Source organism: Candidatus Legionella polyplacis (genome assembly GCF_002776555.1).
Classification (GTDB): domain Bacteria; phylum Pseudomonadota; class Gammaproteobacteria; order Legionellales; family Legionellaceae; genus Legionella_E; species Legionella_E polyplacis.
Window position 1 is genome coordinate 11,996 of the sequence record NZ_CP021497.1, and the last position, 23,369, is coordinate 35,364.

Sequence of the window (23,369 nt, forward strand, 5' to 3'; positions counted from 1 at the left end):
AATTTAATAATTTCTGTTTAAAGAAAAATATGCAAGTTTTTTTAACGCGTTTTTATAAATGCTTTCTGGTACATATTTTAGATATGAAATAGCTCGTAATATTTCAGTTTTTGCATATTTTTTTGTTGCTTCTATAGCTTTTGTTTTTTTGATTATAATTAATATTTTATTAAAATTTTTTAAGTTTCTTTCTTTAATATTTTGACAAATTACTTTTTTTTGTTTTTTTGTTCCAAATTTTAATGCGTATAGTAATGGAAAGGTAATTTTTCCATGAAGAAAATCTTTTCCAATATTTTTTCCTGCTATTTCTGTTTCTAAAGAATAATCCAGTGCATCATCGATTAATTGAAAAGCATTTCCTAAATGTAATCCATAATTGTATAGATTTTTTATAATTTTTTTACGAGAGTTACTAATGAATGCACCAATTGCTGCTGATGTTGCAAATAGCAATGCTGTTTTTTTTTTAATAATATCAAAATATTCTGTAATTGATAATGAAATATTGTATTGATTAGTTAATTGTTTGATTTCTCCACAACTTATTTGATATGAAGTATCTGATAATAATTTTAGTATTTTAGGATGATTTACGTCGACCATAATTTGTATAGTTTGTGTAAATAAATAATCTCCTACTAAAATACTAGCTTTGCTTCCCCATATTTGATTTGCTGTTTCATGTCCTCTTCTTAATGAAGATTCGTCAATTACATCATCATGCAATAATGTAGCTGTATGAAAAAATTCGATCATTGCTGCTAATTTTATATGATTTAATCCTTTATATCCACAAGAATGACTAGATAGTAGAACTAATAATGGTCTTAAACGTTTTCCTCCATTTTTAATTATATATTTTGTTAAATTATTAATTAATTTAATTTTAGAATGTAATTTACTTAATATTAGTTTATTGACTCTATTCAGATCTTTATGGACTAATGTTTTTATATAAGTAATTGTCATTTGAATTTTTATTAAATATTGTAATGAAAATATACGATATCCCCATCTTGTATGGTATAACATTTTCCTTCTATTTTTAATTTTCCAATGGATTTAATTATTTTATAGTCTTTATAAGTTATTAAATCTATATAAGATATAATTTCTACTCGAATAAAGCCTTTTTTAAAATCACTATGAACATTTTTCGCAGCTTGAATAGCAGTATTTTGTTTTTTTATAATCCAAGCATGAGCTTCTTTTTTATTTATTGTGTAGTAGGTACAAAGTTCAAGCGATTTATATACTGCATGTATAATATTATCTTTATTTGATATAGATTTTTTTTTATTATTTATAATAATTTCGTTTTTATTATTTTTATTTGAATTTTCTAATTTGAATTGCGTTTGTATATCTATAGGAATACATATTGTGTTTTCTGTTTTTGCAAATTCTATTATTTTTTTTAAAAAATCATGGTTTTTATTTTTAAAATGATCTTTATTAGAAAGATTAGCTATATAAATAATAGGTTTATAAGTTAATAGATATAAGTTATGAATAATTTTTTTTTCTTGAAAATTTAATTTTAAATTTCTTATTGGAAATCCGGCATTTAAATATTTTTTTATTTTTTCTAATGTATTTTTTTGAAAAAAAGTTTCTTTGTTATTAATATTTTTAATTTTATTTAATGCATTATCAATAGTATTGATATCAGAAAATATTAATTCCATATTAATAATTTCAATATCATTTATCGGATTGATAATATTATTATAATGAATAATTTTTTCATCAATAAAACAACGTACAACATGAATAATAGTATGTACATTTCTTATATTAGATAAAAATTGATTTCCCAATCCATCTCCTTTCGAAGCTCCTTTAATAAGTCCTGCAATATCGATAAATGTTATATTTGAAAATTTTATTTTTTTAGGTTTTATTATTTTTTTTATTTTTAATAATCTTAAATCAAATATTTGAGCAGTAGCAATATTAGGTTTTATTGTACAAAATAAATAATTATCAGTATTAGCGTTAGACTGTGTAATTAAATTAAATAATGTTGATTTACCTACATTAGGCAATCCAATTATTCCACATTTATAATTCATAATTGATTTTTATAAAATTAATAGTTATTTGTTTTTATTTTAAAAAGTATGTTAATTTAAAACAAAAAATTTTTAATTTTATTGAAATTTGTTAATTTCAAATTTATGTTTATTTTTTTTATATTAATGTTTTTATTTTTATAATAGATAAAAACATATTGATTCCTTTTAAAATAGCTTTTAAAATAAGTTTTTTTTCAAATAATGTTGGTTCATTTAAAACATAATGTTGTAATGTTTCACGTTTATATATGAATGATTTAATTCCTAAACGTATTCTATAAAATTTTTTGTTACCTAGAGTATTTATTACGTTTTTCATTCCATTATGTCCTTCATGACTTCCTCCAAATTTTAACTTAATTTTCCCGACAGATAATTTGATATCATCATAAGAAATTAATATATTGTTCGGATGAATATCATAAAAATCTATTATTTCTTTTATTGATAATCCATTTAGATTCATAAAATTTAGAGGTAATAATGCTTTACATATATAGTTATTGATATTTAAAGTATATAGTTCGCTACTAAATTTTTTTTTATATTTATAATTAATACTATATTTTTTTATTAATTGTTTAATAAACCATTCTCCAACATTATGTCTAGTTTTCGAGTATTGTTTACCAGGATTTCTTAATCCTATAACAAGCTTTATTGTCATGATTTTTTTTGTAAATTAATATCATTATTATTTTCTTTATCGGTACTAAGTTCTTCTGTTTTAGGATGTTTAATGACATTTATTCCTACCACAGATATATTGTGGTTTGGATTAGAAGTATCAATTGTTAATTTAATTTTTTTTGGTAATTTTAAATCGAATAAATGTACAGTTTCTCCTAGTTTTATATTGGCTAAATCTACGGTAATAAAATTCGGTAAATATTGAGCTTGACATTTAACTTCTATATAATGCATAGAGTATGTTATGATTCCTCCTAATTTTACTCCAATTGATTTTTCTTTATTAATGAATTTTATTGGAATTCGTGTAGTAATTATACTTTTTTCAGATAGATTTTGTAAATCTATATGTAAAATAATTGGTTTATAAGGATGGTATTGTATATTTTTAATAATTACGTTATATAATGTATTTTCTATTTTTAATTTAAAAATATTTAGGTTAATATTTTTATTATTTAAAAATTTGTATATTTCATTTTCTAAAAAATAAAGGTGTATGGTTTTTTTATTTTTTTCATATAAAATTGCTGGTATTTTTTTTTCTAAATTACGCATGCGACGACTATTTCTTTTTCCTAATTTTTTTCTTAGTTGTGCTTTTAAAATAATATCTAGCATATTATCTCCAATTAAATATATTTTAATTATTATTTTTAATAGATTGAAAAGTTTTAATGTTATATTTTAACTTAAAATAAGTTGAAATTATTAAAAAATTTTTATAAAATGTTGATTTTTAATAAGTTTTATTTTTATTGTAAAATTTTTAGTAATTATTAAATTTTTATTTTAGATAAAGTTAATATTTTAGATTTTGAGGATTATATATGCGTGCTGTAATTTTGTTGGGAGGAAAACAGTATTTTATAAAGGTAGGAGATTTGTTAATCATAGAATTATTATCAGTTGAAGTTAAAAAAGAAATGAATATTAAAGATGTATTATTAATATTTGATGATCATAAATGTTTAATTGGAAATCCGTTTGTGCAAAATTCTTCTGTTAAAATAAAGGTTTTAGAACATTCTAGACATAATAAAATTACAGTATTAAAATTTAAGCGTAGAAAACATTATATAAAGCGTTGTGGGCATAGACAGTATTGTACTAAAATACAAGTATTAAATATTAACTACAAAGAATAGTTAGGAATAAATTTATGGCGCATAAGAAGGCTGCAGGCAGTACTAGAAATGGTAGAGATTCGAAACCAAAATATCTTGGAATAAAGGTATATGGTGGACAATTAGTAAAACCTGGTAATATTATTCTAAGACAGAGAGGAACGAAATTTCATTGTGGTAAATATGTTAAATATGGTAGAGATCATACTTTATATTCTACTGCATTTGGAGTAGTATCATTTTATAAATGTAAAAGAAAAAAACGTATATATGTGTCCATTACACAGCGGTAAATTGATTTATTATGATTTAATTATGAAGTTGACCTTTTTTTATATAAAATTATTATTGTTTAATAAATAATAAATAAATATGAAATTTGTTGATGAAGCTTTTATAGTTGTTGAATCTGGGAAAGGAGGAGATGGTTGTTTGAGTTTTAGGAGAGAAAAATATATTTCTCATGGAGGGCCTGATGGTGGAGATGGAGGAAAAGGGGGTAATATTTATTTAAAAGGAAATAAAAATTTAAATAATTTGCTGAGTTTTAGAAATAAAAAATTTTATAAAGCTCAAGATGGTTGTTCTGGAATGAGTAATGGAAAAACAGGGAAATCTGGAGATAATCTTATTATTTATGTTCCTCTTGGAACTATGGTATTTAATAAAATTACTAATAAACTGATTGGAGATATAAAAACTACGGATGATTTACTATTAATAGTTAAAGGAGGAAAAAATGGAATAGGTAATATGCATTTTAAAACAAGTATTAATCGATATCCAACACAAAAAACATTAGGTAAATTAGGAAGTAAATGTTATTTACGTTTGGAATTAAGAATATTGGCAGATATTGGTTTGTTAGGTTTTCCAAATTCTGGTAAGTCAACTTTAATAAATGCTATTTCGAACGCTAAATCTAAAACAGCAAATTATCCGTTCACTACATTGTATCCAGTATTAGGAGCATTTTCTGTATCTCTTTGTAAAAGATTTATTATAGCAGACATTCCTGGTTTAGTTAAAGAATCATCTAATGGATATGGTCTTGGTTTTAATTTTTTAAAGCATTTATCACGAACACGTATACTATTTCATATAGTAGATTTTAGTGTATTTAATGATTATGGAGAAGATAAAATAATAGAATCTATAAATATTATTAATAATGAAGTAAAAAAGTATAGTATGAACTTATACAATAAGTTATGTTGGTTAATTTTTAATAAGATTGATTTAATTTTAGATAAAAAAAATGTAAGATATGTAATAAGCAATATAATAAATAAGATTAAATGGAAAAATAAATTTTTTTTAATTTCAGCTTTAACTAAAGAAGGAATTAAAGAAATTATTGATGAATTGAAAAAATTATAATTTTTACTAAAATTCAGTATCAATAAAGATTTTATTAGAAAATTAGTTAGTATAAACAAATAGATTGTATAAATTAATTATTAATGTTACAATAACGATTGATTTTAATGTATAATATTTATTCTCTTATAAATATTACATTATTTAAAAATATAGAATATATAAATAATATGAGATACTATGAATTAGTAATTTTAATTCATCCAGATAAAAGTGACCAGTTGATTCATATCGTAAATAAATATGAAAAGATAGTTTTAGAATCGAATGGTGAAATTTGTTATAAAGAAGATTGTGGAAGAAGACAGTTAGCATATACTATCAGAAACGTATATAAAGCTAATTATTATTTATTGTATGTTAGATGTGATAAGAAAGTTATTAATAATATACAAAATATTTTGAAGTTTGATGGAAATATAATTAGATTTTTAATTATAAAAAAAGATAGGGTAATAAAAGTACCATCCTTTTTATCTAAAAAGGATAATTATGTATAAGGTATTTTAATTTATTAGAAATAAGTAATAAGTTATTATGATAATAAATTCTTATAAAAAAAAGAGAATATATAAATTTAAAAATAATAAAGAAATTGAAAATTTAACTTTTAAAGATATTAATATTTTAAAAAATTTTATTACAGAAACTGGAAAAATTATTCCTAGCAGAATAAGCGGTACTCCTATAAGAATTCAGAGAAAAATAGCTAATGCTATTAAGCATGCTAGATTTCTTGCTTTATTACCTTATTGTGATAATCATAGATAATTTAATATACAAAAAAATAATAATTTTACTATAGAAGATAGTATTTTGAATAAAGTACTTTTTATCTAAACTTTTTTTATTGAATTATGTAGATGAAAATAATTTTATATACGATATATAAGTTTAATGGATTATAAATATAATTTATATTATCACATTTTGTGAGATACTATTATTGGTAATAATAATAAATTTTATTTACAATTTTTAATTGAATTATTAAAATTTATTTAAGTTTAAAATATGGAGAATATAAATTATGGATATAGTTTTATTAAAAACTGTAAAAAATCTTGGAAATATTGGAGATAAAGTGAATGTATCTTCTGGATATGCTAGGAATTATTTGATTCCTAAAAAAATAGCTATATATTGTACAAAAAGTAATATTGAATTTTTTAAAAGAAGACGTGTTCTTCTTGAACAAAGAAAACAAGAAATTATAGATAATGCGAATAAACGTGCATTACTATTTAAAAATATAGTATTAACCATTCCAGTTAAGACTAAAAATAAAACGGAATTATATGGTTCTATACGAGCATTGGATGTACAAAAACAATTAAAAAAGAAAATGTTGTATGTAAAAAAACGGGAGATTATTTTACCTTTAAAACAAATTCGTTACGTAGGGAATTACAAAGTAAAAATAATGTTTTTTAAAAATATACATGCTGAAATATCTTTAAATATTGTTTCAGAATAAATAATTTTATAAGTTATTAATTTAATAATTTTTTTAATTTCAATATAATTATTTATTATTTATGTTTATTTTATAAATTTTTCTAATTTTATTATTTCATATGCTGGTTCTTCATATGGATGAACTGTTTTTAGTGCTTTTATTGCATTATGAATATATTTAGATTCACAAATCATTTCTACTTTATATTCTTTAACATAAGTAAGAGAATTTATTTTTCCGATAGTAGGATTTGCATTTTTTAATGGTTTAAACTGACCAATACCCAAACATTGCCAACTTACTTCTTTATAATTTCCTAATTTTCCAGCACCAGATAAAAAAAGTGCTTTTTTGACTTTTTCTACACTATTTTTTGGAATATATGTAATTATTTTATATATTAAATTTTCCATTTTATATTACATCCTATACTTGGTTTTTGATTTGTATCTATTGGAATCCCATTAATTAGATTTTCAATAGCATTTTTAATAGATTTACCAGTAACTTTTATATTATTGTGTGGTCTGGAATCGTCAAATTGACCTCTATATACTAAAAGTAATTTTTTATTAAAGATATAAAAATCTGGAGTGCAAGTTGCTTTATAAATTTTAGCAACTTTTTGTGTTTCATCATAAAGATAAGGAAAAGAATAGTTATTTTTGATAGCTATTTTTTTCATATTTTCTGGAGAATCTTCTGGGTATTTTTTTATATCATTAGAATTAATGGCATAAAAATTTATATTTTTATTTTTATAAAATAAAGATATTTCTGATAATTTTTTATTAATATGTTTAACATATGGGCAATGATTACATATAAACATTAAAACAATCGCATTGATAATTACATTATTTGGTGGAAATGATATAATATTTCCACTGATAACGTCTATTAATGAAAATGGATATGCTTTAGTTCCTAACTGTATCATGCTAGAAGCGGTTTGTATCATGTTATTATTAAATAATTTTTTATTATAAAAATAATATTTTACAAAAAAAAAATAAAAAATAAAGCAAAAAATTATTATTTTTAATTCAATGTTATAATATATTTTCTTTAAAAGAAAAATTTATTTATATTTAATAAATATTATTAATAATATTAATTATTTACCAATGTAAGTAAATACCTTTGTTTATTGTTTCTTTAATAATATTTTCTAATTTTTTATTGGATGATACCCAATAAGTTCCATAATTACTAGAAGTAAATTTTACATTTGTATATTGACATATATATAATACATTTATACATTTTATTTTATGAAAAATATTATTTTTTTTTATAAAACATTCAAAACAAAAATTTTTTGTATCTAGAGAAAAAGCGGACCAATGCATAGAATCAAGAATTGTTGTAACTATTAAAAAAAAATTTATTATTTTTTTTTGTTCTTTATTTTGAGTAAGTTTAATAGGAAATTTACTGTAATTATAAAATAAGTATAATGATTGTTTTCCAGAAATATTTATAAATAAATTTTTATTATTAAAATAAAATCCATTTTTTTTACATCCATTTGGAAATATAGTTTGTGCAATAGATATGGAAGTTAATAAAATATTTAGAGTAAATAGTATAAATTTATGATTAATCATTAAATATTATTAAAATAGTTAATTAAGGGATTATAATTTTTATAAAAAATTATATTTTAATTATAATAAATCATGTTAATTTTTAATAGAGTTAATTTAATAAATTATATTTCAATTTAATTTAGTAAAATTAATATTTTTATCAAATACGTAAATAAATATATCTTATTAAAATAAATGAGAATTAAATTTATTTTTATCTAGATTTATAATTTGGAATTAGTTAAAATTTATTTTTAAATACAATATTATTTATTAAACATATTTCTTATGAAATGGAATTTAAAAAAAATTGAAAGAGAATTTATTAATTTTAAAAAAGTTTGGATTAATTATTTTAAATATTTTTTAGATAGGAAATTTAATAAGGAAAAAGTAAAGATTTTTTATAAAAAATATAAGTGTATATTTCCTTTATCATATATTAAAGATGTTTCACCAAAAACAGCTGTTGATGATATTCAGTTTGTTGAATTATTATCAAAAAAAAATTCATTATTAGTTAATTTCAATAGATTCTTAAATAAGAAAAAAGAGTATTTTTATTTTAAAATTTATAAATTTAATAGTTCAATTATATTATCAAATATTTTATATATTATTAAAAATTTTGGATTACAAATTATCAGTGAACAATCTTATATTTTTAATTTTAGAGAAGATAAAAATATATGGATAAGTAATTTAATACTACTTAATAATAAGAATATCAAAATTAATATGTATTATGCAAAGAGGTTGATACAAGATGCTTTTAAAAATATTTATTTAGGATATGTAGAAAATGATAATTTAAATAGATTAATTCTTTCTGCTAATTTATCTTATAGAGAAATATCTATTTTAAGAATGTATGCAAAATATTTTAAACAAATAAAATTTATTTTTAGTAAAAAAATTATAGAACGTATACTGAATCACAACATTTTTTTAACCAAATATCTAATTAAATTATTTAGATTACGCTTTAAACCAAATATTAAGAATAGAAAGTATTATTATAAATTATTGTTAGATGATATATATCAGAATTTATCCAGAATAACTAATTTAACAGAAGATAAAGTAATTAGACAGTATGTACAAACCATTATTCACACATTAAGGACTAATTATTATCAATATGATAATACCAATAAAGAACTATATAAAAATTATATATCGATTAAATTAGATAGTAAAAATATACCATATATTCCAAAACCATATCCTTTTTGTGAAATTTTTGTTTATTCAGTTCAATTTGAGGGTATTCATTTAAGAGGTGGGAAGATTTCTAGAGGAGGTATACGTTGGTCAGATAGAAAAAAAGATTTTAGAACGGAAATATTGGGATTAATGAAAACTCAGCAAATAAAAAATTCATTAATTATTCCTAGTGGAGCAAAAGGAGGTTTTATAATTAAAAATGATCGATGTGAAGTAGTTGATTGTTATAAATATTTTATAAAGGGAATGTTAGATATTACTGACAATTATAAAAATGGTAATATTATTAAACCTGTTAACGTTGTTTGTTTTGATGAAGATGATGCTTATTTAGTTGTAGCAGCAGATAAAGGAACATCAAATTTTTCGGATATTGCTAATAAAATTTCTTATGAATATAGTTTTTGGTTAGGAGATGCTTTTGCATCTGGAGGTTCAAATGGATATAATCATAAAAAAATTGGTATTACTGCTAAGGGTGCATGGGAATCAATTAAATCGCATTTCTATGAAATAAATTTTGATATAAATAATAGTTATTTTACAGTTATTGGAATAGGAGATATGTCTGGAGATGTATTTGGAAATGGAATGTTACTATCGAATAAAATTCATTTATTAGGAGCGTTTAATCATATTCATATTTTTATAGATCCAAATCCTAATGCAGAAATAAGTTTTAAAGAACGTAAACGATTATTTTATTTACCTAATTCTACTTGGAAAGATTATAATGTTAATTTAATATCTGAAGGCGGTGGAGTTTTTAATCGTTCTGAAAAATTTATTTCTGTCAGTAAAGAAATGAAAAAGGTTTTTAATATTAATAATAATATTATTGAACCTAATGATTTAATAAAAATTTTATTAAAGTCTAAAGTTGATTTTTTATGGAGTGCTGGTATTGGCACATTTATAAAATCTAGTTATGAAGATCATGTCGATGTAAAAGATAAGATAAATGATTTGATTCGTATTGACGGAAAAGATTTGAAATGTAAAATGATTGGTGAGGGAGGTAATTTAGGTTTAACTCAATTAGCTAGAACAGAATTTGCATTAAATGGTGGATTAATATATACAGATTTTATAGATAATGTTGCTGGAGTTCATTGTTCAGATAAGGAAGTTAATATTAAAATTTTATTAGATAATATTAATAATTTTCATAAATTAGTTAAAAATGAACGTAATGATTTATTGTTAAATGTTAAAAATGAAGTTGTTTTATCAATATTAAAAGATCACAATAATCAATTGAAAATTATTAATATTCTTTATATACAATCTAATTTATTAGTAGATTTGCATAGTGATTATATTGATTTTTTGGAAATTAATGAAAAATTTGAACGGGATTTATATTTTTTGCCTAGTAAAAAATATTTATTAAAACGTAAAATTTATAAAAAAGGATTATTAAAACCAGAAATATCGATTCTAATAAGTTATAGTAAAATACTTTTAAAAAAAACAATTTTAGAACTAAATATTAATAATAATTTATTTTTTAATAAAATTTTATTAAATTATTTTCCATCTGTTTTACAAAAAAAATACTTTAAAGATATAGAAAATCATCCGCTAAAACGTGAAATAATATCAACACAACTTAGTAACTCAATTATAAATGATATGGGATTTTCTTTTATTTATCAAATAAAAAATGATACAGGATCTTCTATTATTTCTATAATATATTCTTATTTGATATCAAAAAATATTTTTAATTTTGAAAAAATATGGAAAAAAATTGAAAAACTGGATAATGTATTATATTTTAGTGTAAAATATAATTTGTATATCTTACAGATAAGATTATTATATAGAGTTATACGATGGATTTTAGAAAATCATAAAAATAAAAATAATATAAATATAGATTTAATTATTGAACATTATAAATATAAATTATCATTAATAAAAACAAATTTATTAAATTCCTTATTATATAAGGAATTGTTAAATTCTGTTTTTTTTGTTCAAAATTATGTTAGTTTAGAAATTTCACAATCATTGTTAGATGATTGTGTTCTATTAGAATTTTTAGTATCTTTTATAGATGTTATTTATGTAGAAGATAAAACTAATATTAATATTAATGAAATTGTTGATATCTATTTATACATAGAAAAAATTTTGAAATTTAATTGGTTAAGAAGTAAAATTCTTTCATATTCAATAGATAATTATTTAGATTTTTCAATTAGAGAAGAATTTTTAAAAGATATTCAATTACAACAAAGAAAAATAGTAACACATTGTATTTATTTTTATAAAAAAAATAAAAAAGATCTAGTAACATCATTAAATCAATGGGTTGATTATAATTTTGATTTGATAAATAATTGGAAAATTATTTTATCAAAATTTAAGATGAACTCTATATATAATTTCAATGTGATTTATATGTTTATTCGTAAATTATTAACGTTAACCGATATTTTTTTAAAAAAGTTTTAATAGAGTCGATTAATATTTTTTATATAACTATTTTTTATATAATTACTTAACATGTTAATATAATATTATTGAGATATTATTTTTAAATATGTAAAAAAGTATTATTTTTCTAATTTTATAGAATATATTTTTTTATTTGTATTTATACTGACTAATGTTAAGTATTTAGAATATGATATTGGGCATATATCAACGAATTTTCCTAACTCTATATTTTTTAAATCAAAAAATTTTTTTCCAGGAAACGGTTTATCTTTTTTTTTGATAATAAAATGTTTTAAAAAATATTTTTTTTTAGATTTATAAAATAATTTATTGATAATTTCTTGTCCTTTATAACATCCTTTGTTTAAAGATATATATTGTGATGGTAATAAATTAAGTTTATTAGGTGTAAATATTTTTGTTGTTTCTTTACAAATTGAAAAAATTTTATTTTCAATTTGTAATCTATGCCAAGATAAAGAGCCTTTAATTTGATTAGATTGTTTAAAATCATTAATAATTATATCTTTATTTTTTTTATATATTATCAGTATGAATAATTTTTTATTTATAGGGTAACAAAAAAGATTTTTAGTTTTAATTATTTTATTTTGTTTTATGTTTAGCAATAATGATGAATGGAATGGAAGCAAATCTTGTTTATTTACAAGGTAAAATCCATAAATATAATATTTATTTTGATTTTTTATTTTTACATTAGATAAAAGCGCAGGTACTTTTAATAAAATATTAACTTCTTTTAACATGTCATTAGATAAAATTAAATGAAAATTTTTCCAAAAAATTATATCTAAGCAACTAGAAATTTGTCCTCTTTCATTACAAATAGTTCCTTTTTGCATTAAATTTAAATTAATTTTATTTAAATTACAAGTCAATTGGCTTTGTAACATATTAAAAGATTGTTTTCCATATATAGATAATATGGATAAGTTAGATAAACAAAAAAGATAATTTTTATTTTTTTTGTATGTAAATTCTTTTTGTAAAGAAGATTTATAAAATGTGAAAATTCGACTTCCTATTTTATAAGATTTCATAGTAATATAGATACATAGTAATATATGTTATTTTTATAAAATTTTTAAAAATAAAACAAGTTTCAAATTTTTATGATTAATAGTATTTTATCAAAAAGATACAGAAAAATTAAATGGCGTTGTAGAAGAGGTATACTTGAATTAGATTTAATTTTTAGAAAATTCGTTAATAATAATATTTCTCTATTATCTAATAAACAATTATTTTTTTTTGAAATATTGATTAATTATGATGATCAAGTTTTATTTGATTGGTTTATGGGTTATAAATTTCCTTCAGATAAAAATATTCAAAACATTATTGAAACTATTAATATTAATAATTTTATTTATAAATAAATGATTGAATACAATCTTAATTAATTAAATTTAAAAATTTTTCATAAAAAATGAAGAATTTAAAATTAAGTTAATAATATGCATTGCCTGGAGTTCTAGGAAATGGTATGACATCACGAACATTATAAATTCCGGTGATAAAACTAATTAGTCTTTCAAAACCTAAACCAAATCCTGCATGAGGTACTGTTCCATAAATTCTAAGATCTCTATACCATTGATAATGTTCTTTATTTAAGCCACATTCTTGAATTCTATTATCTAGTATTTCTATACGTTCTTCTCTTTGTCCTCCACCAATAATTTCTCCAATATTAGGAAAAATCATATCCATAGCTGCTACTGTATTATTATCATTATTAAGTCTCATATAAAAACTTTTAATTTGTTTTGGATAATTTGTAATTATTATAGGTTTCTTGAATATTTTTTCTGTAAGGTAACGTTCATGTTCTGTTTGCAAATCAATTCCCCATTTTATGGGATATCGAAATGAGATTTGAGATTTATTTAATATTTTTATACAATTAGTATATGAAATAATTTCGAATCCAAATTTAATAATATTTTCTAATTTATTAATTAATTTTGTATCGATAAAATCATTAAGAAATTTTAGTTCATCTTCTCTTTCATCTAGTATTTTTTTACATAAATGTAAAATAATATTCTTGCTTATTTTACAAATATCTTTTAAGGAAGCAAATGCTATTTCTGGTTCAATCATCCAGAATTCTGATAAATGTTTACTAGTATTAGAATTTTCAGCTCTAAAAGTTGGTCCAAAAGTATATACTTTAGACATTGATAAGCAATAAGCTTCTGTATTTAATTGAGTTGAAACTGTTAAGAATGTTTCTTTTTCAAAAAAATCTTTTTTAAAGTTTATTTTTCCATCCATTGTTTTTGGTAATTTAAGCAAATCTAAATTACTTACTCTAAACATTTTACTAGATCCTTCACAGTCATTAGTTGTTATAATTGGTGCATTAATCCAAAAATATCCTTTTTTATGAAAGTAATTATGAATAATTAAAGATAACGAATGTCTTATTCTGGTAATTGCGCTTATAATTTTAGTTCTAGGTCTAAGATGAGGTATTTTTCTTAAAAATTGTAGTGTATGGTATTTTGCTTGTATTGGATAATATTCCATATTTTTTATCCATCCTATGACTTTTATAACTTTAGCGTAAATTTCAATATTTTGTTTTTTACCTTTTGATAAAGTTAAAAGACCTATAACATTAATTGAGCAACCAGTTGTCAATTTTAAAATTTCTTTTTCGTAATTTTGTAAATTATTAGATGCAACAATTTGTATTGACTGTATACATGATCCATCATTTAAATCAATAAATGATAATTTTTTTTGAGAATCACGTTTTGTTTTAATCCACCCATTGATTTTAATAATTTTATTTATTTTATTTTTTTTATTGAAGCAATCTTTGATTGTGTATGTTTTATACATATATAAATATTTCCTTTATATTTTATAGAAAATAATTTTATTATATATTAATGATAATTAACTGTGTTTTTATAAGATGATTTTTACTTAAGATAAATTAATAATAATTTTAATTTTCTTAAAAAATTTAATTTTTTTATTATTTTACTAATTTTTTGTTAGTTAAATTTGTTATTATTTGATATAAATTTTAAAATTAAATATTAATAATCATCATCCCAATTTAAAACTCCTCCGCTTTGATATTCTGTTACTCGAGTTTCAAAGAAATTTTTTTCTTTTTTTAAATCTATAATTTCACTCATCCATGGAAATGGATTATTTATATTGGAATATATCATTGGCAATCCAATTTGATTAAGTCTTCTATTAGCGATGAAATATAAATATTCTTTGAACATTTTTATATTCATTCCTAAAATGTCATTTTTTATTGTATCAACTGCGTATTGATATTCAAGATTTACTCCTTCATTTATTAATGAAATAATTTGTTTTTTAAAATTTTCTGTCCATAAATGAGGATTTTCATGTTTAATTTGATTGATCAAATCAATTCCAAAATTCATATGCATAGATTCATCTCTTAAAATATATTGAAATTGTTCAGAAGTACCAATCATTTTGTTTTGTCTACCCATTGAAAGAATTTGAACAAATCCTACATAAAAAAATATTCCTTCAAAAACTATGTAAAATGCAATAAGGTCATTTAATAATTTTTGATCGTTTTTCAATGTTCCTGTTTTAAAATAAGGATCACTTAAATTTTGTGTAAAAGGTAAAGCCCAGGCAGCTTTTTTAGAAACAGAAGGAATTTCTTTATACATATTAAATATTTCAGATTCATCTAATCCTAAGCTTTCAACTATATATTGATATGCATGTGTATGCAAAGCTTCTTCAAAAGCTTGCCTAAGTAGGTATTGTCTACATTCTGGATTAGTAATGTGTCTATAAATAGCTAGTACTAAATTATTAGCCACTAAAGAATCAGCAGTAGAAAAAAAACCTAAACTTCTTTTAATAATTAATCGTTCATTATTGTTTAATGATTGTGGATTTTTCCATAGAATAATATCGTTGTTCATGTTTATTTCATTAGGCATCCAATGATTTGCACAAGATAACAAATATTTTTCCCATGCCCAATTATATTTTAGTGGTACAAGTTGATTAAGATCTGCTCTGCAATTAATAATTTTTTTATCATCAACATGAATTCTATTTGAATTAATTTTATTAAATTTATTAAATTTTTTTTGTATTTTTTTTTTAGTATTTTGATTGTCATTTTTTATAAATAACATTATTTTCTCCTATTGACATACCTCACAATTAGAATCAAAAGGTTCATAAGATATTTTGTGTTGTTTTATTGTTTTTAGTTTAACTGCATTTAATTCATAGTTAGTAAGTGTAGATTTTTCAATACTACTAGCGCTTGAACTTCTTAGATAATATGTAGTTTTTAATCCCTTTATCCATGCTTGTTTATATATAAAATCTATTTCTTTTCCAGATGGTTTATTAATATATATATTTAATGATTGTGATTGATCGATCCATTTTTGTCTTCTAGAAGCAGATTCTATTAACCATATTGGATCAATTTCAAATGCGGTCATATAACGTTTTTTTATAAATTCAGGAATACGTTTAATATTTTGGATGCTTCCATTAAAATGTTTAAGATCGTTTATCATAGTTTCATCCCATAAATTTAAATCTTTTAAATCTTTAACTAGATAAGAATTTATTATAGTAAATTCTCCTGATAGATTTGATTTTACGTAAAGATTTTTATAAATTGGTTCTATAGATTGTGATACTCCACAAATATTAGAAATTGTCGCAGTGGGTGCAATTGCTATGATATTAGAATTGCGTATTCCTTGATTTTTTATCTTTATTTTTAATGTTTTCCAATCAAGATGTTGGGAAAGATCTTGACAAAAATATTTTTTATGTCTTGATTGTTTTATAAAATTGATACTTTCTATAGGTAATATACCTTTACTCCATAATGATCCTTTATAGCTGGAATAACATCCTCGTTCTTTTGCTAAATTACATGAAGCTTCAATTGCATAATAACTAATAAGCTCCATAGAGCTATCTGAAAATTCTATAGCATCTTTAGATGCATAATTTATATCAAGTTTATAAAGAGTGTCTTGAAAGCCCATTATTCCTAAGCCAATAGGTCTATGTTTTATATTAGTATTACGAGCTTTTAGAATAGCATAATAATTAATGTCAATGACATTATCAAGCATACGTATTGCAATATTTATTGTATTTTTTAATTTATCAATATTTAATTCTTTATTCATGACATGATTTGATAGATTAATACTTCCTAAATTGCAAACTGCAATTTCATCATAAGATGTATTCAACGTTATTTCTGTACAAAGATTAGAGCTATGAATTACTCCACAATGTTGTTGTGGTGATCGTAGATTACATGTATCTTTAAATGTTATCCAAGGATGGCCAGTTTCAAATAACATAGAAAGTATTTTTCTCCATAAATCAATTGCATATACCGTTTTACTTTCTTTTATAAGTTTTTTTCTAGCTTTTTTCTCGTATTCAATATATGTATTTTCAAAAGTAATACCATATTTTTCATGTAAATCTGGAACTTTATTTGGAGAAAAAAGAGTCCATTTTCCTTTTTCATAAACTCTTTTCATAAAGAGATCAGGTATCCATAAAGCAGTATTCATATCATGAGTACGTCTTCTATCATCTCCAGTATTTTTTCTTAATTCTATAAATTCTTCAACATCAAGATGCCAACATTCTAAATACGCACAAACTGCTCCTTTACGTTTTCCTCCTTGATTTACAGCAATAGCGGTTGCATTTGCTACATTTAAAAATGGTATTATTCCTAAAGAAATTCCATTAGTTCCTTTTATATGTGATCCCATTGCTCTAACTGAAGTCCAATCATTACCTATTCCTCCTGCAAATTTGGAAAGTAATGCATTATCTTTTATAGAATTAAAAATATCTTCTAAATTATCAGAAATTGATGTTAAGTAACAACTTGAAAGTTGAGGTCTTGTAGTACCTGCATTAAAAAGAGTTGGTGTAGAAGGCATATAATCAAATGAGGATAATATATTATAAAAATCTATAGCTTTTTCATCTTTCTTAGTTTCATGAATAGATAATCCCATAGCAACTCGCATAAAAAAAGCTTGAGGTAATTCATATCTTATTTCTTGGTTATGCAATAAATAACGGTCATATAGAGTTTTTAGACTGATATAAGTAAAATTTTTATCTCTATCTGGATATAGAGCTTTACTTATTTTTTCTAAGTTAAAATTATTTAGTTTTGGGTCTAGAATGCCTTGTGATATGCCTTTTTTTAGATATTTATAAAAATAGTTAATATAATTTAATTTATTTTGATTAAAGAAAAAATTATTTTCTAAATTTAGTTCATTAAGAGTTTCGTTATAAAGTTTATTTAATAATAATCTAGAACAAACATAGGTATAATTAGGTTCTTTTTCAATTAATGTTTTAGAAACCATGATAAGTACAGTATAAATATCTTCTATTGTTACTTTTTTATGTAAATTTCGTAATGTTTCTTTTTTAATTAAATCATAATTAATATTATCTAAATTTTTTGGTAAATTATTTATAATATTTTCTATTTTTTCTGGAATTGATAATATTTTTTTATGATTTAAATCAAAGTTTAAAGAAATTTTTTTTAACATCTCTTCTCCTATGTAAAGTACATAATATTATATATTTATTTATAAGTAATATAATAGTAATAATTATATTATTGTATTGTTATACAATTATTATTGTATTTATTGGTTTTTTAATAAATTTGCAAATGTAATTAAAGAACTTACATTTAAATATATCCTAGAATATTAATTTATAATTAATTGTTATACTTTAATAATTAATTTACTTAAATTAATAATAATTTTAAGTTTAATTTAAAAAAAATATAAAAGTTCTAAAGTTAAAAATTAGCCAACATATTTATATTTTAATATTAAATTTTAAGTAATTAATAATTCAAATTAAATTATATATTTATATAATACTAATTTCAGCGGTTATTATTATTTTAAATGATGGATATATTAATTACAACATTAATACATGGTATATTATTATTTATTTTAGAAAGTATTTTAAATTTAATTTACATTAATTATTATATATGTCAAACTAAATGATAGTTTAAGAATTTTAACAAATACAATATGAAAATATTTTCAAATCTATTAAAAAATAGAATTATTGATAATTCGATAGATGATTCATTTAAGTTAATGAATTATATATTAGACAAAGCATTATTTAATGGGGCTACAGATGCTATGGTTTTTACATATTATAATTTAGGTTTTTTAATTAATGTTCGTATGAGAAAGTTAGAATCGATTTTTTTTAACAAAAAAATAAAGATAAAAATTATTATTTTTTATGGATATAAAAAAAGTGAAGTAGATTGTACAAATATTTCTCTTAATGAAATCAATTGCTTAATTAAAAGAGCAATTGATATAGCTAGAATAAGTGATGAAGATGATTGTAATAAATTACCGGATAAAGAATTAATGAAAAATGAGTATCCAGATTTAAATCTATATCATCCTTGGATAATGTCATTACATGAAACAACTAATAAAATTATAGATTATGAATCTCAAGCACTTAATTTAGATAAACGAATTAAAAATTCAGATGGATTTTATTTATCTAATAATATTTATTATAAAAGTTTTGTTTTTACAAATAATAGATCAGGTATTTTTAAAAGTACCTGTCATAGTATAGGATGTTCATTCATTGCAGAAGATAAAAAAAATAATAGTATGCAAAGAGATTATGATTATAGTATAGCTAGAGATTATTCAGATCTTATTTCATTTAAAAATTTAACTAAAAGAGCAATTAAAAATACTATAAGTAGATTAGGTTCTAAAAAAATAAAAACACAAAAATTACCAATTATTTTTTCTTCTCGTGTTTCTAAAGAAATATTACTCAGTTTTATTCATGCTATTAGTGGTATTAATATATATAGAAAAAATTCATTTTTAATTAACTTTATTGGAAAACAGATTTTTCCTAGATATTTTAAAATTTATGAAGATCCTTATATTATGAAAGGGTTAGGTAGTGCTCCTTTTGATTGTGAAGGAGTTTATACTAGAAGAAATGTATTTGTTGAAAATGGTATATTAAAACAATATGCATTAGGAAGTTATGATGCAAAAAAACTTGGATTAAAAACAACAGGAAATAAAGGTGGAGTTCATAACTTAATTGTTGTTCCAAATGTGAAAAAAATAAAAGATTTATTATCAATGATAAATTCTGGAATATTAATTACAGAATTAATGGGGAATGGAATAAATATTTTAACTGGAAATTATTCTCAAGGTGTATTTGGATTTTGGATAGAAAATGGTGAAATTAAATTTCCAGTCGATGGTATAACAGTTGCTGGTAATTTATTGGATATGTATAAATCTGTAATAGCAGTATGTAGTGATATTGATAAGAATTCTAATGTGCAATGCGGTTCAATATTAATTGAAGAAATGATGATTTCTGGAAGTTAGTTAAAATTATTTTAATATGTCAAATAATTTTATTCAATAAAATAAAAAATTTTTATAATGGAAAATAAATATTTATGTCAAAAGAAGATCACATTGAAATGTCTGGAGTAGTCATAGATACTTTACCAAATACTATGTTTAGAGTAAAGTTAGAAAATGAACATATTATTATTGCTCATATTTCCGGAAGAATGAGAAAAAATTATATTCGTATTTTGACTGGAGATAAAGTAAAGATTGAACTTACACCATATGATTTGACGAAGGGTAGAATTATTTTTAGAGAAAAAACATAATTAATTTTTAAAAGATTCTATTTAAGATTTTATGAATATTAAAAGTGGGAAAAAATATTTAACATTTAATGGAATAAGTGCCATTAAAGATGGTATTAAAGAAAACAATTTTAAAAAATTAATGATTTTACCAAAACCATATTGGATAAGAATTAAGCAAGTTAATAGTATTTTATTCTATAAAATAAAAAATTATTTATTAAAATATAAACTAAATACTGTATGTGAAGAAGCAAAATGTCCAAATATAAATGAATGTTGGTCTAATGGTACAATGACTATTATGTTAATGGGATCTGTATGTACTCGTTCATGTTCATTTTGCTCTATTGATACTGGCAATCCAAAAAAAATAATAGATATTTTTGAGCCACGTAATGTAGCTAAAGTAATATCATTTTTAAATATGAAATATATAGTATTAACGTCAGTTACTCGTGATGATTTAAGAGATGGTGGTCTAAAACATTTTATTAAAACTATAAAGTTTATAAAAGCATATTCCCCTGATATAAGGATAGAAGTTTTATCTCCAGATTTCAGTAAATCAATAGAAAATATAAAACAATTGGTTAATAGCGGAATTCATGTTTTTTCACAAAATATAGAAACAGTAAAGCGTTTAACTAGAATTGTTAGAGATAACAGATCAAATTATATTAATACATTAAATGCTTTAAGTTATGCTAAAAAATATAATCCAGATATTTTAACAAAATCTAGTATAATGTTAGGGCTTGGTGAGAGTTATGAAGAAGTTATTGAAACTATGAATGATTTACGCAAAAAAGATGTTAATTTATTAACTTTAGGACAGTACTTACAACCAACAAAAAATCATTTACCAGTTGTACGTTATGTTAAACCTGAAGAATTTAATAAATTTAAAAAAATTGGATTGGAAAAAGGTTTTCTTGAAGTAGAATCAGGTCCATTAGTTCGTTCTAGTTATAATGCTGGAAAAGTTTTTGAAAAAAACTATCTATCATCTTAATAAGATTAATGTATTTATATTCTCTATGGCTATGAGTGGATTTGAACCACTGACCTTGGCGTTATGAGTGCCATGCTCTTACCTACTGAGCTACATAGCCATCATTTTCTATATAATGCCATTAAAAGTTATAATAAAGTCACAAAAAAAAATTAGTTTATATTGATAATTATTTTAATGTTAATACAATATATAATACTTTTTTTCCTCTTAGTATTTGCAATATCAATTTAGATTTTGCTTTTTTTGATATAGAATCTAACATGTTCATATTTAGTATAATTTTATTATTTGCTGATGTGATAATATCGTTAGATTGTAATCCTGATTTCCATCCAATACTATTTTTTAATAAATTAATAATTTGAACTCCAATAATATGTTCATATGATAAAGAATATTCCTCATAATTTTTTAAAGCTAGTCCATATAAAAAAGGATTTTTTAATTGTACCTTGTTTATATATTTTTTGGAATCCATAATTACACTATTTAAACAAATTTTTTTTCCATTTCTTAATATTTTTAAATGTATTAGCTCTCCAACTCTTGATAATCCCATAATAAACTTAATTTGTTCAATTTTGTTAATAATTGTTTTATTTATTTGTAAAATTATATCTCTAGGTTTTAATCCAGATTTTTTAGCAGAAGATTCTTGTTCAACTTTTGTAATAATAACTCCATGAAGATTTTTTGGATAACCCATTGCTTTGGCTAATTCTGGAGTGATATTTTGTGTTATTATACCTAATAATCCTCTATGAATAAAACCATATTTAATTAATTGTTTAGCAATTTTTTTTGCCATATTAATTGGTATAGCAAATCCTATTCCTACATTGCCTACATGAGGAGAAATAATAGCTGTATTGATTCCTATTAATTCTCCTCTCATATTTAATAATGCTCCACCAGAATTTCCTGGATTAATTGCGGCATCTGTCTGAATAAAATTTTCTAATTTTTCTATATTAAGATTATTTCTTTTGGTAGCACTAATAATTCCAAATGTTACTGTTTGATTACTTCCTGAATTATTTAATCCAAATGGATTACCGATAGCTACAACAAAATCTCCAACTTCTGCTTTGTCAGAATTACCAATTGGAATTTTTGGAAGATTTTTAATATTGATTTTTAAAACTGCAATATCTGTTTCAGAATCACTACCTATTAACTTAGCATTTAATCTTTTTCCGTTGTTTAACGTTACAATAATTGAATTGGCATTACTTATAACATGATTATTTGTAATAATTAAACCATTTTCTGAATCTATTATAATACCAGATCCAATATTTTGAATTTTTTGTTTATTGTAAAAAAAATTTTTTTTTTGAAAATTATTAGTTTTTTTTTCTTTTAAAATATAAATATTATTGGTATGTTTTTGTATGGTTATTATGTTTACAATAGATGGCATAACTTTTTTTAAAATTGTAGATAATGTAAATATATTACTTTCTTTATTTAATGGGGTATTATTTATTGCAAATGATAATGAAATAAATGTTTTAAAAAATATTAATAATGCTATTATTATGTTTTTTAAAATAATATTAAGTATATACATG

At 21.3% G+C, this 23,369-nt stretch carries 23 protein-coding genes and 1 tRNA gene; 11 read left to right on the plus strand and 13 right to left on the minus strand.

Translation table 11 applies throughout. The annotated features are described in order from the left end of the window. Positions 1–3 precede the first annotated feature (3 nt). The 4 genes from CCU22_RS00070 to CCU22_RS00085 form a co-directional block, all read right to left on the minus strand. Positions 4–972 carry a polyprenyl synthetase family protein gene (locus CCU22_RS00070; protein WP_100115015.1) on the minus strand — a complete coding sequence of 323 codons (969 nt, stop codon included), beginning with the start codon at positions 970–972 and terminating at the stop codon, positions 4–6. An 11-nt stretch (positions 973–983) separates the two neighbouring features. Continuing rightward, on the minus strand, positions 984–2,078 hold the full coding sequence (ychF, locus tag CCU22_RS00075; RefSeq protein WP_100114588.1) for a redox-regulated ATPase YchF: 1,095 nt from the start codon (positions 2,076–2,078) through the stop codon (positions 984–986). A 118-nt stretch (positions 2,079–2,196) separates the two neighbouring features. Beyond that, entirely contained in the window at positions 2,197–2,748 is a 552-nt protein-coding gene (gene pth, locus CCU22_RS00080) for an aminoacyl-tRNA hydrolase (RefSeq protein ID WP_100114589.1), read from the minus strand. Continuing rightward, the gene (locus CCU22_RS00085; RefSeq protein ID WP_100114590.1) at positions 2,745–3,392 is read right to left on the minus strand and encodes a 50S ribosomal protein L25; all 648 of its coding nucleotides are present in this window, start codon (positions 3,390–3,392) and stop codon (positions 2,745–2,747) included. The genes pth and CCU22_RS00085 overlap by 4 nt, the downstream gene beginning before the upstream one ends. Positions 3,393–3,601: 209 nt before the next feature. On the opposite strand from CCU22_RS00085, the gene rplU reads away from it, so the two are divergent. From rplU to rplI, 6 genes are all read left to right on the plus strand, one after another. Continuing rightward, on the plus strand, positions 3,602–3,919 hold the full coding sequence (gene rplU / locus CCU22_RS00090) for a 50S ribosomal protein L21 (RefSeq protein ID WP_100114591.1): 318 nt from the start codon (positions 3,602–3,604) through the stop codon (positions 3,917–3,919). Positions 3,920–3,933: 14 nt separating this feature from the next. Continuing rightward, the gene (gene rpmA / locus CCU22_RS00095) at positions 3,934–4,191 is read left to right on the plus strand and encodes a 50S ribosomal protein L27 (protein ID WP_100114592.1); all 258 of its coding nucleotides are present in this window, start codon (positions 3,934–3,936) and stop codon (positions 4,189–4,191) included. A gap of 79 nt (positions 4,192–4,270) precedes the next feature. Continuing rightward, on the plus strand, positions 4,271–5,278 hold the full coding sequence (gene obgE, locus CCU22_RS00100; protein WP_100114593.1) for a GTPase ObgE: 1,008 nt from the start codon (positions 4,271–4,273) through the stop codon (positions 5,276–5,278). 170 nt (positions 5,279–5,448) lie between these two features. Further along, complete coding sequence (gene rpsF, locus CCU22_RS00105) at positions 5,449–5,778, plus strand: 30S ribosomal protein S6 (protein WP_158521309.1); 330 nt, start codon at positions 5,449–5,451, stop codon at positions 5,776–5,778. A gap of 37 nt (positions 5,779–5,815) precedes the next feature. Then, entirely contained in the window at positions 5,816–6,049 is a 234-nt protein-coding gene (rpsR, locus tag CCU22_RS00110) for a 30S ribosomal protein S18 (protein ID WP_100114595.1), read from the plus strand. Between the two features lie 259 nt (positions 6,050–6,308). After that, positions 6,309–6,755 carry a 50S ribosomal protein L9 gene (gene rplI / locus CCU22_RS00115; protein WP_100114596.1) on the plus strand — a complete coding sequence of 149 codons (447 nt, stop codon included), beginning with the start codon at positions 6,309–6,311 and terminating at the stop codon, positions 6,753–6,755. A 65-nt stretch (positions 6,756–6,820) separates the two neighbouring features. Here the strand turns inward: rplI and CCU22_RS00120 are convergent, their stop codons facing one another. The 3 genes from CCU22_RS00120 to CCU22_RS00130 form a co-directional block, all read right to left on the minus strand. After that, positions 6,821–7,150, minus strand: coding sequence for an NGG1p interacting factor NIF3 (locus tag CCU22_RS00120; RefSeq protein WP_233485111.1), 330 nt, complete (start codon positions 7,148–7,150; stop codon positions 6,821–6,823). Beyond that, positions 7,138–7,698, minus strand: a complete 561-nt coding sequence (locus CCU22_RS00125; protein ID WP_100114597.1) for a thioredoxin family protein — start codon at positions 7,696–7,698, stop codon at positions 7,138–7,140. Before CCU22_RS00125 ends, CCU22_RS00120 begins: the two co-directional genes overlap by 13 nt. A 160-nt stretch (positions 7,699–7,858) precedes the next feature. Next, complete coding sequence (locus tag CCU22_RS00130) at positions 7,859–8,347, minus strand: enhanced entry protein EnhB (RefSeq protein WP_100114598.1); 489 nt, start codon at positions 8,345–8,347, stop codon at positions 7,859–7,861. A 270-nt stretch (positions 8,348–8,617) separates the two neighbouring features. Between CCU22_RS00130 and CCU22_RS00135 the strand changes: the two genes are divergently transcribed. Further along, positions 8,618–12,019 carry an NAD-glutamate dehydrogenase domain-containing protein gene (locus CCU22_RS00135; RefSeq protein ID WP_100114599.1) on the plus strand — a complete coding sequence of 1,134 codons (3,402 nt, stop codon included), beginning with the start codon at positions 8,618–8,620 and terminating at the stop codon, positions 12,017–12,019. A gap of 101 nt (positions 12,020–12,120) precedes the next feature. On the opposite strand, the gene ygfZ is transcribed toward CCU22_RS00135, so the two are convergent. Next, positions 12,121–13,065: a CAF17-like 4Fe-4S cluster assembly/insertion protein YgfZ gene (gene ygfZ, locus CCU22_RS00140; protein ID WP_100114600.1), complete on the minus strand. Its 945-nt coding sequence runs from the start codon at positions 13,063–13,065 to the stop codon at positions 12,121–12,123. Between the two features lie 72 nt (positions 13,066–13,137). Here ygfZ and CCU22_RS00145 point away from each other — a divergent pair, with 72 nt between their 5' ends. Next, positions 13,138–13,404: an FAD assembly factor SdhE gene (locus tag CCU22_RS00145; protein WP_100114601.1), complete on the plus strand. Its 267-nt coding sequence runs from the start codon at positions 13,138–13,140 to the stop codon at positions 13,402–13,404. Between the two features lie 70 nt (positions 13,405–13,474). On the opposite strand, the gene asnS is transcribed toward CCU22_RS00145, so the two are convergent. The 3 genes from asnS to CCU22_RS00160 all read right to left on the minus strand — a co-directional run bounded on the left by asnS (position 13,475) and on the right by CCU22_RS00160 (position 18,627). Continuing rightward, on the minus strand, positions 13,475–14,878 hold the full coding sequence (gene asnS / locus CCU22_RS00150; RefSeq protein ID WP_100114602.1) for an asparagine--tRNA ligase: 1,404 nt from the start codon (positions 14,876–14,878) through the stop codon (positions 13,475–13,477). Between the two features lie 203 nt (positions 14,879–15,081). Next, entirely contained in the window at positions 15,082–16,188 is a 1,107-nt protein-coding gene (locus CCU22_RS00155) for a ribonucleotide-diphosphate reductase subunit beta (protein WP_100114603.1), read from the minus strand. Between the two features lie 9 nt (positions 16,189–16,197). Next, complete coding sequence (locus CCU22_RS00160; RefSeq protein ID WP_100114604.1) at positions 16,198–18,627, minus strand: ribonucleoside-diphosphate reductase subunit alpha; 2,430 nt, start codon at positions 18,625–18,627, stop codon at positions 16,198–16,200. A 507-nt stretch (positions 18,628–19,134) separates the two neighbouring features. Here CCU22_RS00160 and CCU22_RS00170 point away from each other — a divergent pair. The 3 genes from CCU22_RS00170 to lipA all read left to right on the plus strand — a co-directional run bounded on the left by CCU22_RS00170 (position 19,135) and on the right by lipA (position 21,792). Next, complete coding sequence (locus CCU22_RS00170) at positions 19,135–20,502, plus strand: metallopeptidase TldD-related protein (protein WP_100114606.1); 1,368 nt, start codon at positions 19,135–19,137, stop codon at positions 20,500–20,502. 74 nt (positions 20,503–20,576) lie between these two features. Next, a complete protein-coding gene (gene infA, locus CCU22_RS00175; RefSeq protein WP_100114607.1) occupies positions 20,577–20,798 on the plus strand; it encodes a translation initiation factor IF-1 in 222 nt (73 codons plus the stop codon). A 31-nt stretch (positions 20,799–20,829) separates the two neighbouring features. Beyond that, positions 20,830–21,792, plus strand: coding sequence for a lipoyl synthase (lipA, locus tag CCU22_RS00180; RefSeq protein WP_100114608.1), 963 nt, complete (start codon positions 20,830–20,832; stop codon positions 21,790–21,792). Between the two features lie 26 nt (positions 21,793–21,818). On the opposite strand, the gene CCU22_RS00185 is transcribed toward lipA, so the two are convergent. Beyond that, positions 21,819–21,892 (minus strand) — tRNA-Met (locus CCU22_RS00185). A gap of 69 nt (positions 21,893–21,961) precedes the next feature. Beyond that, entirely contained in the window at positions 21,962–23,368 is a 1,407-nt protein-coding gene (locus tag CCU22_RS00190; protein ID WP_100114609.1) for a trypsin-like peptidase domain-containing protein, read from the minus strand. Position 23,369: the final 1 nt, after the last annotated feature.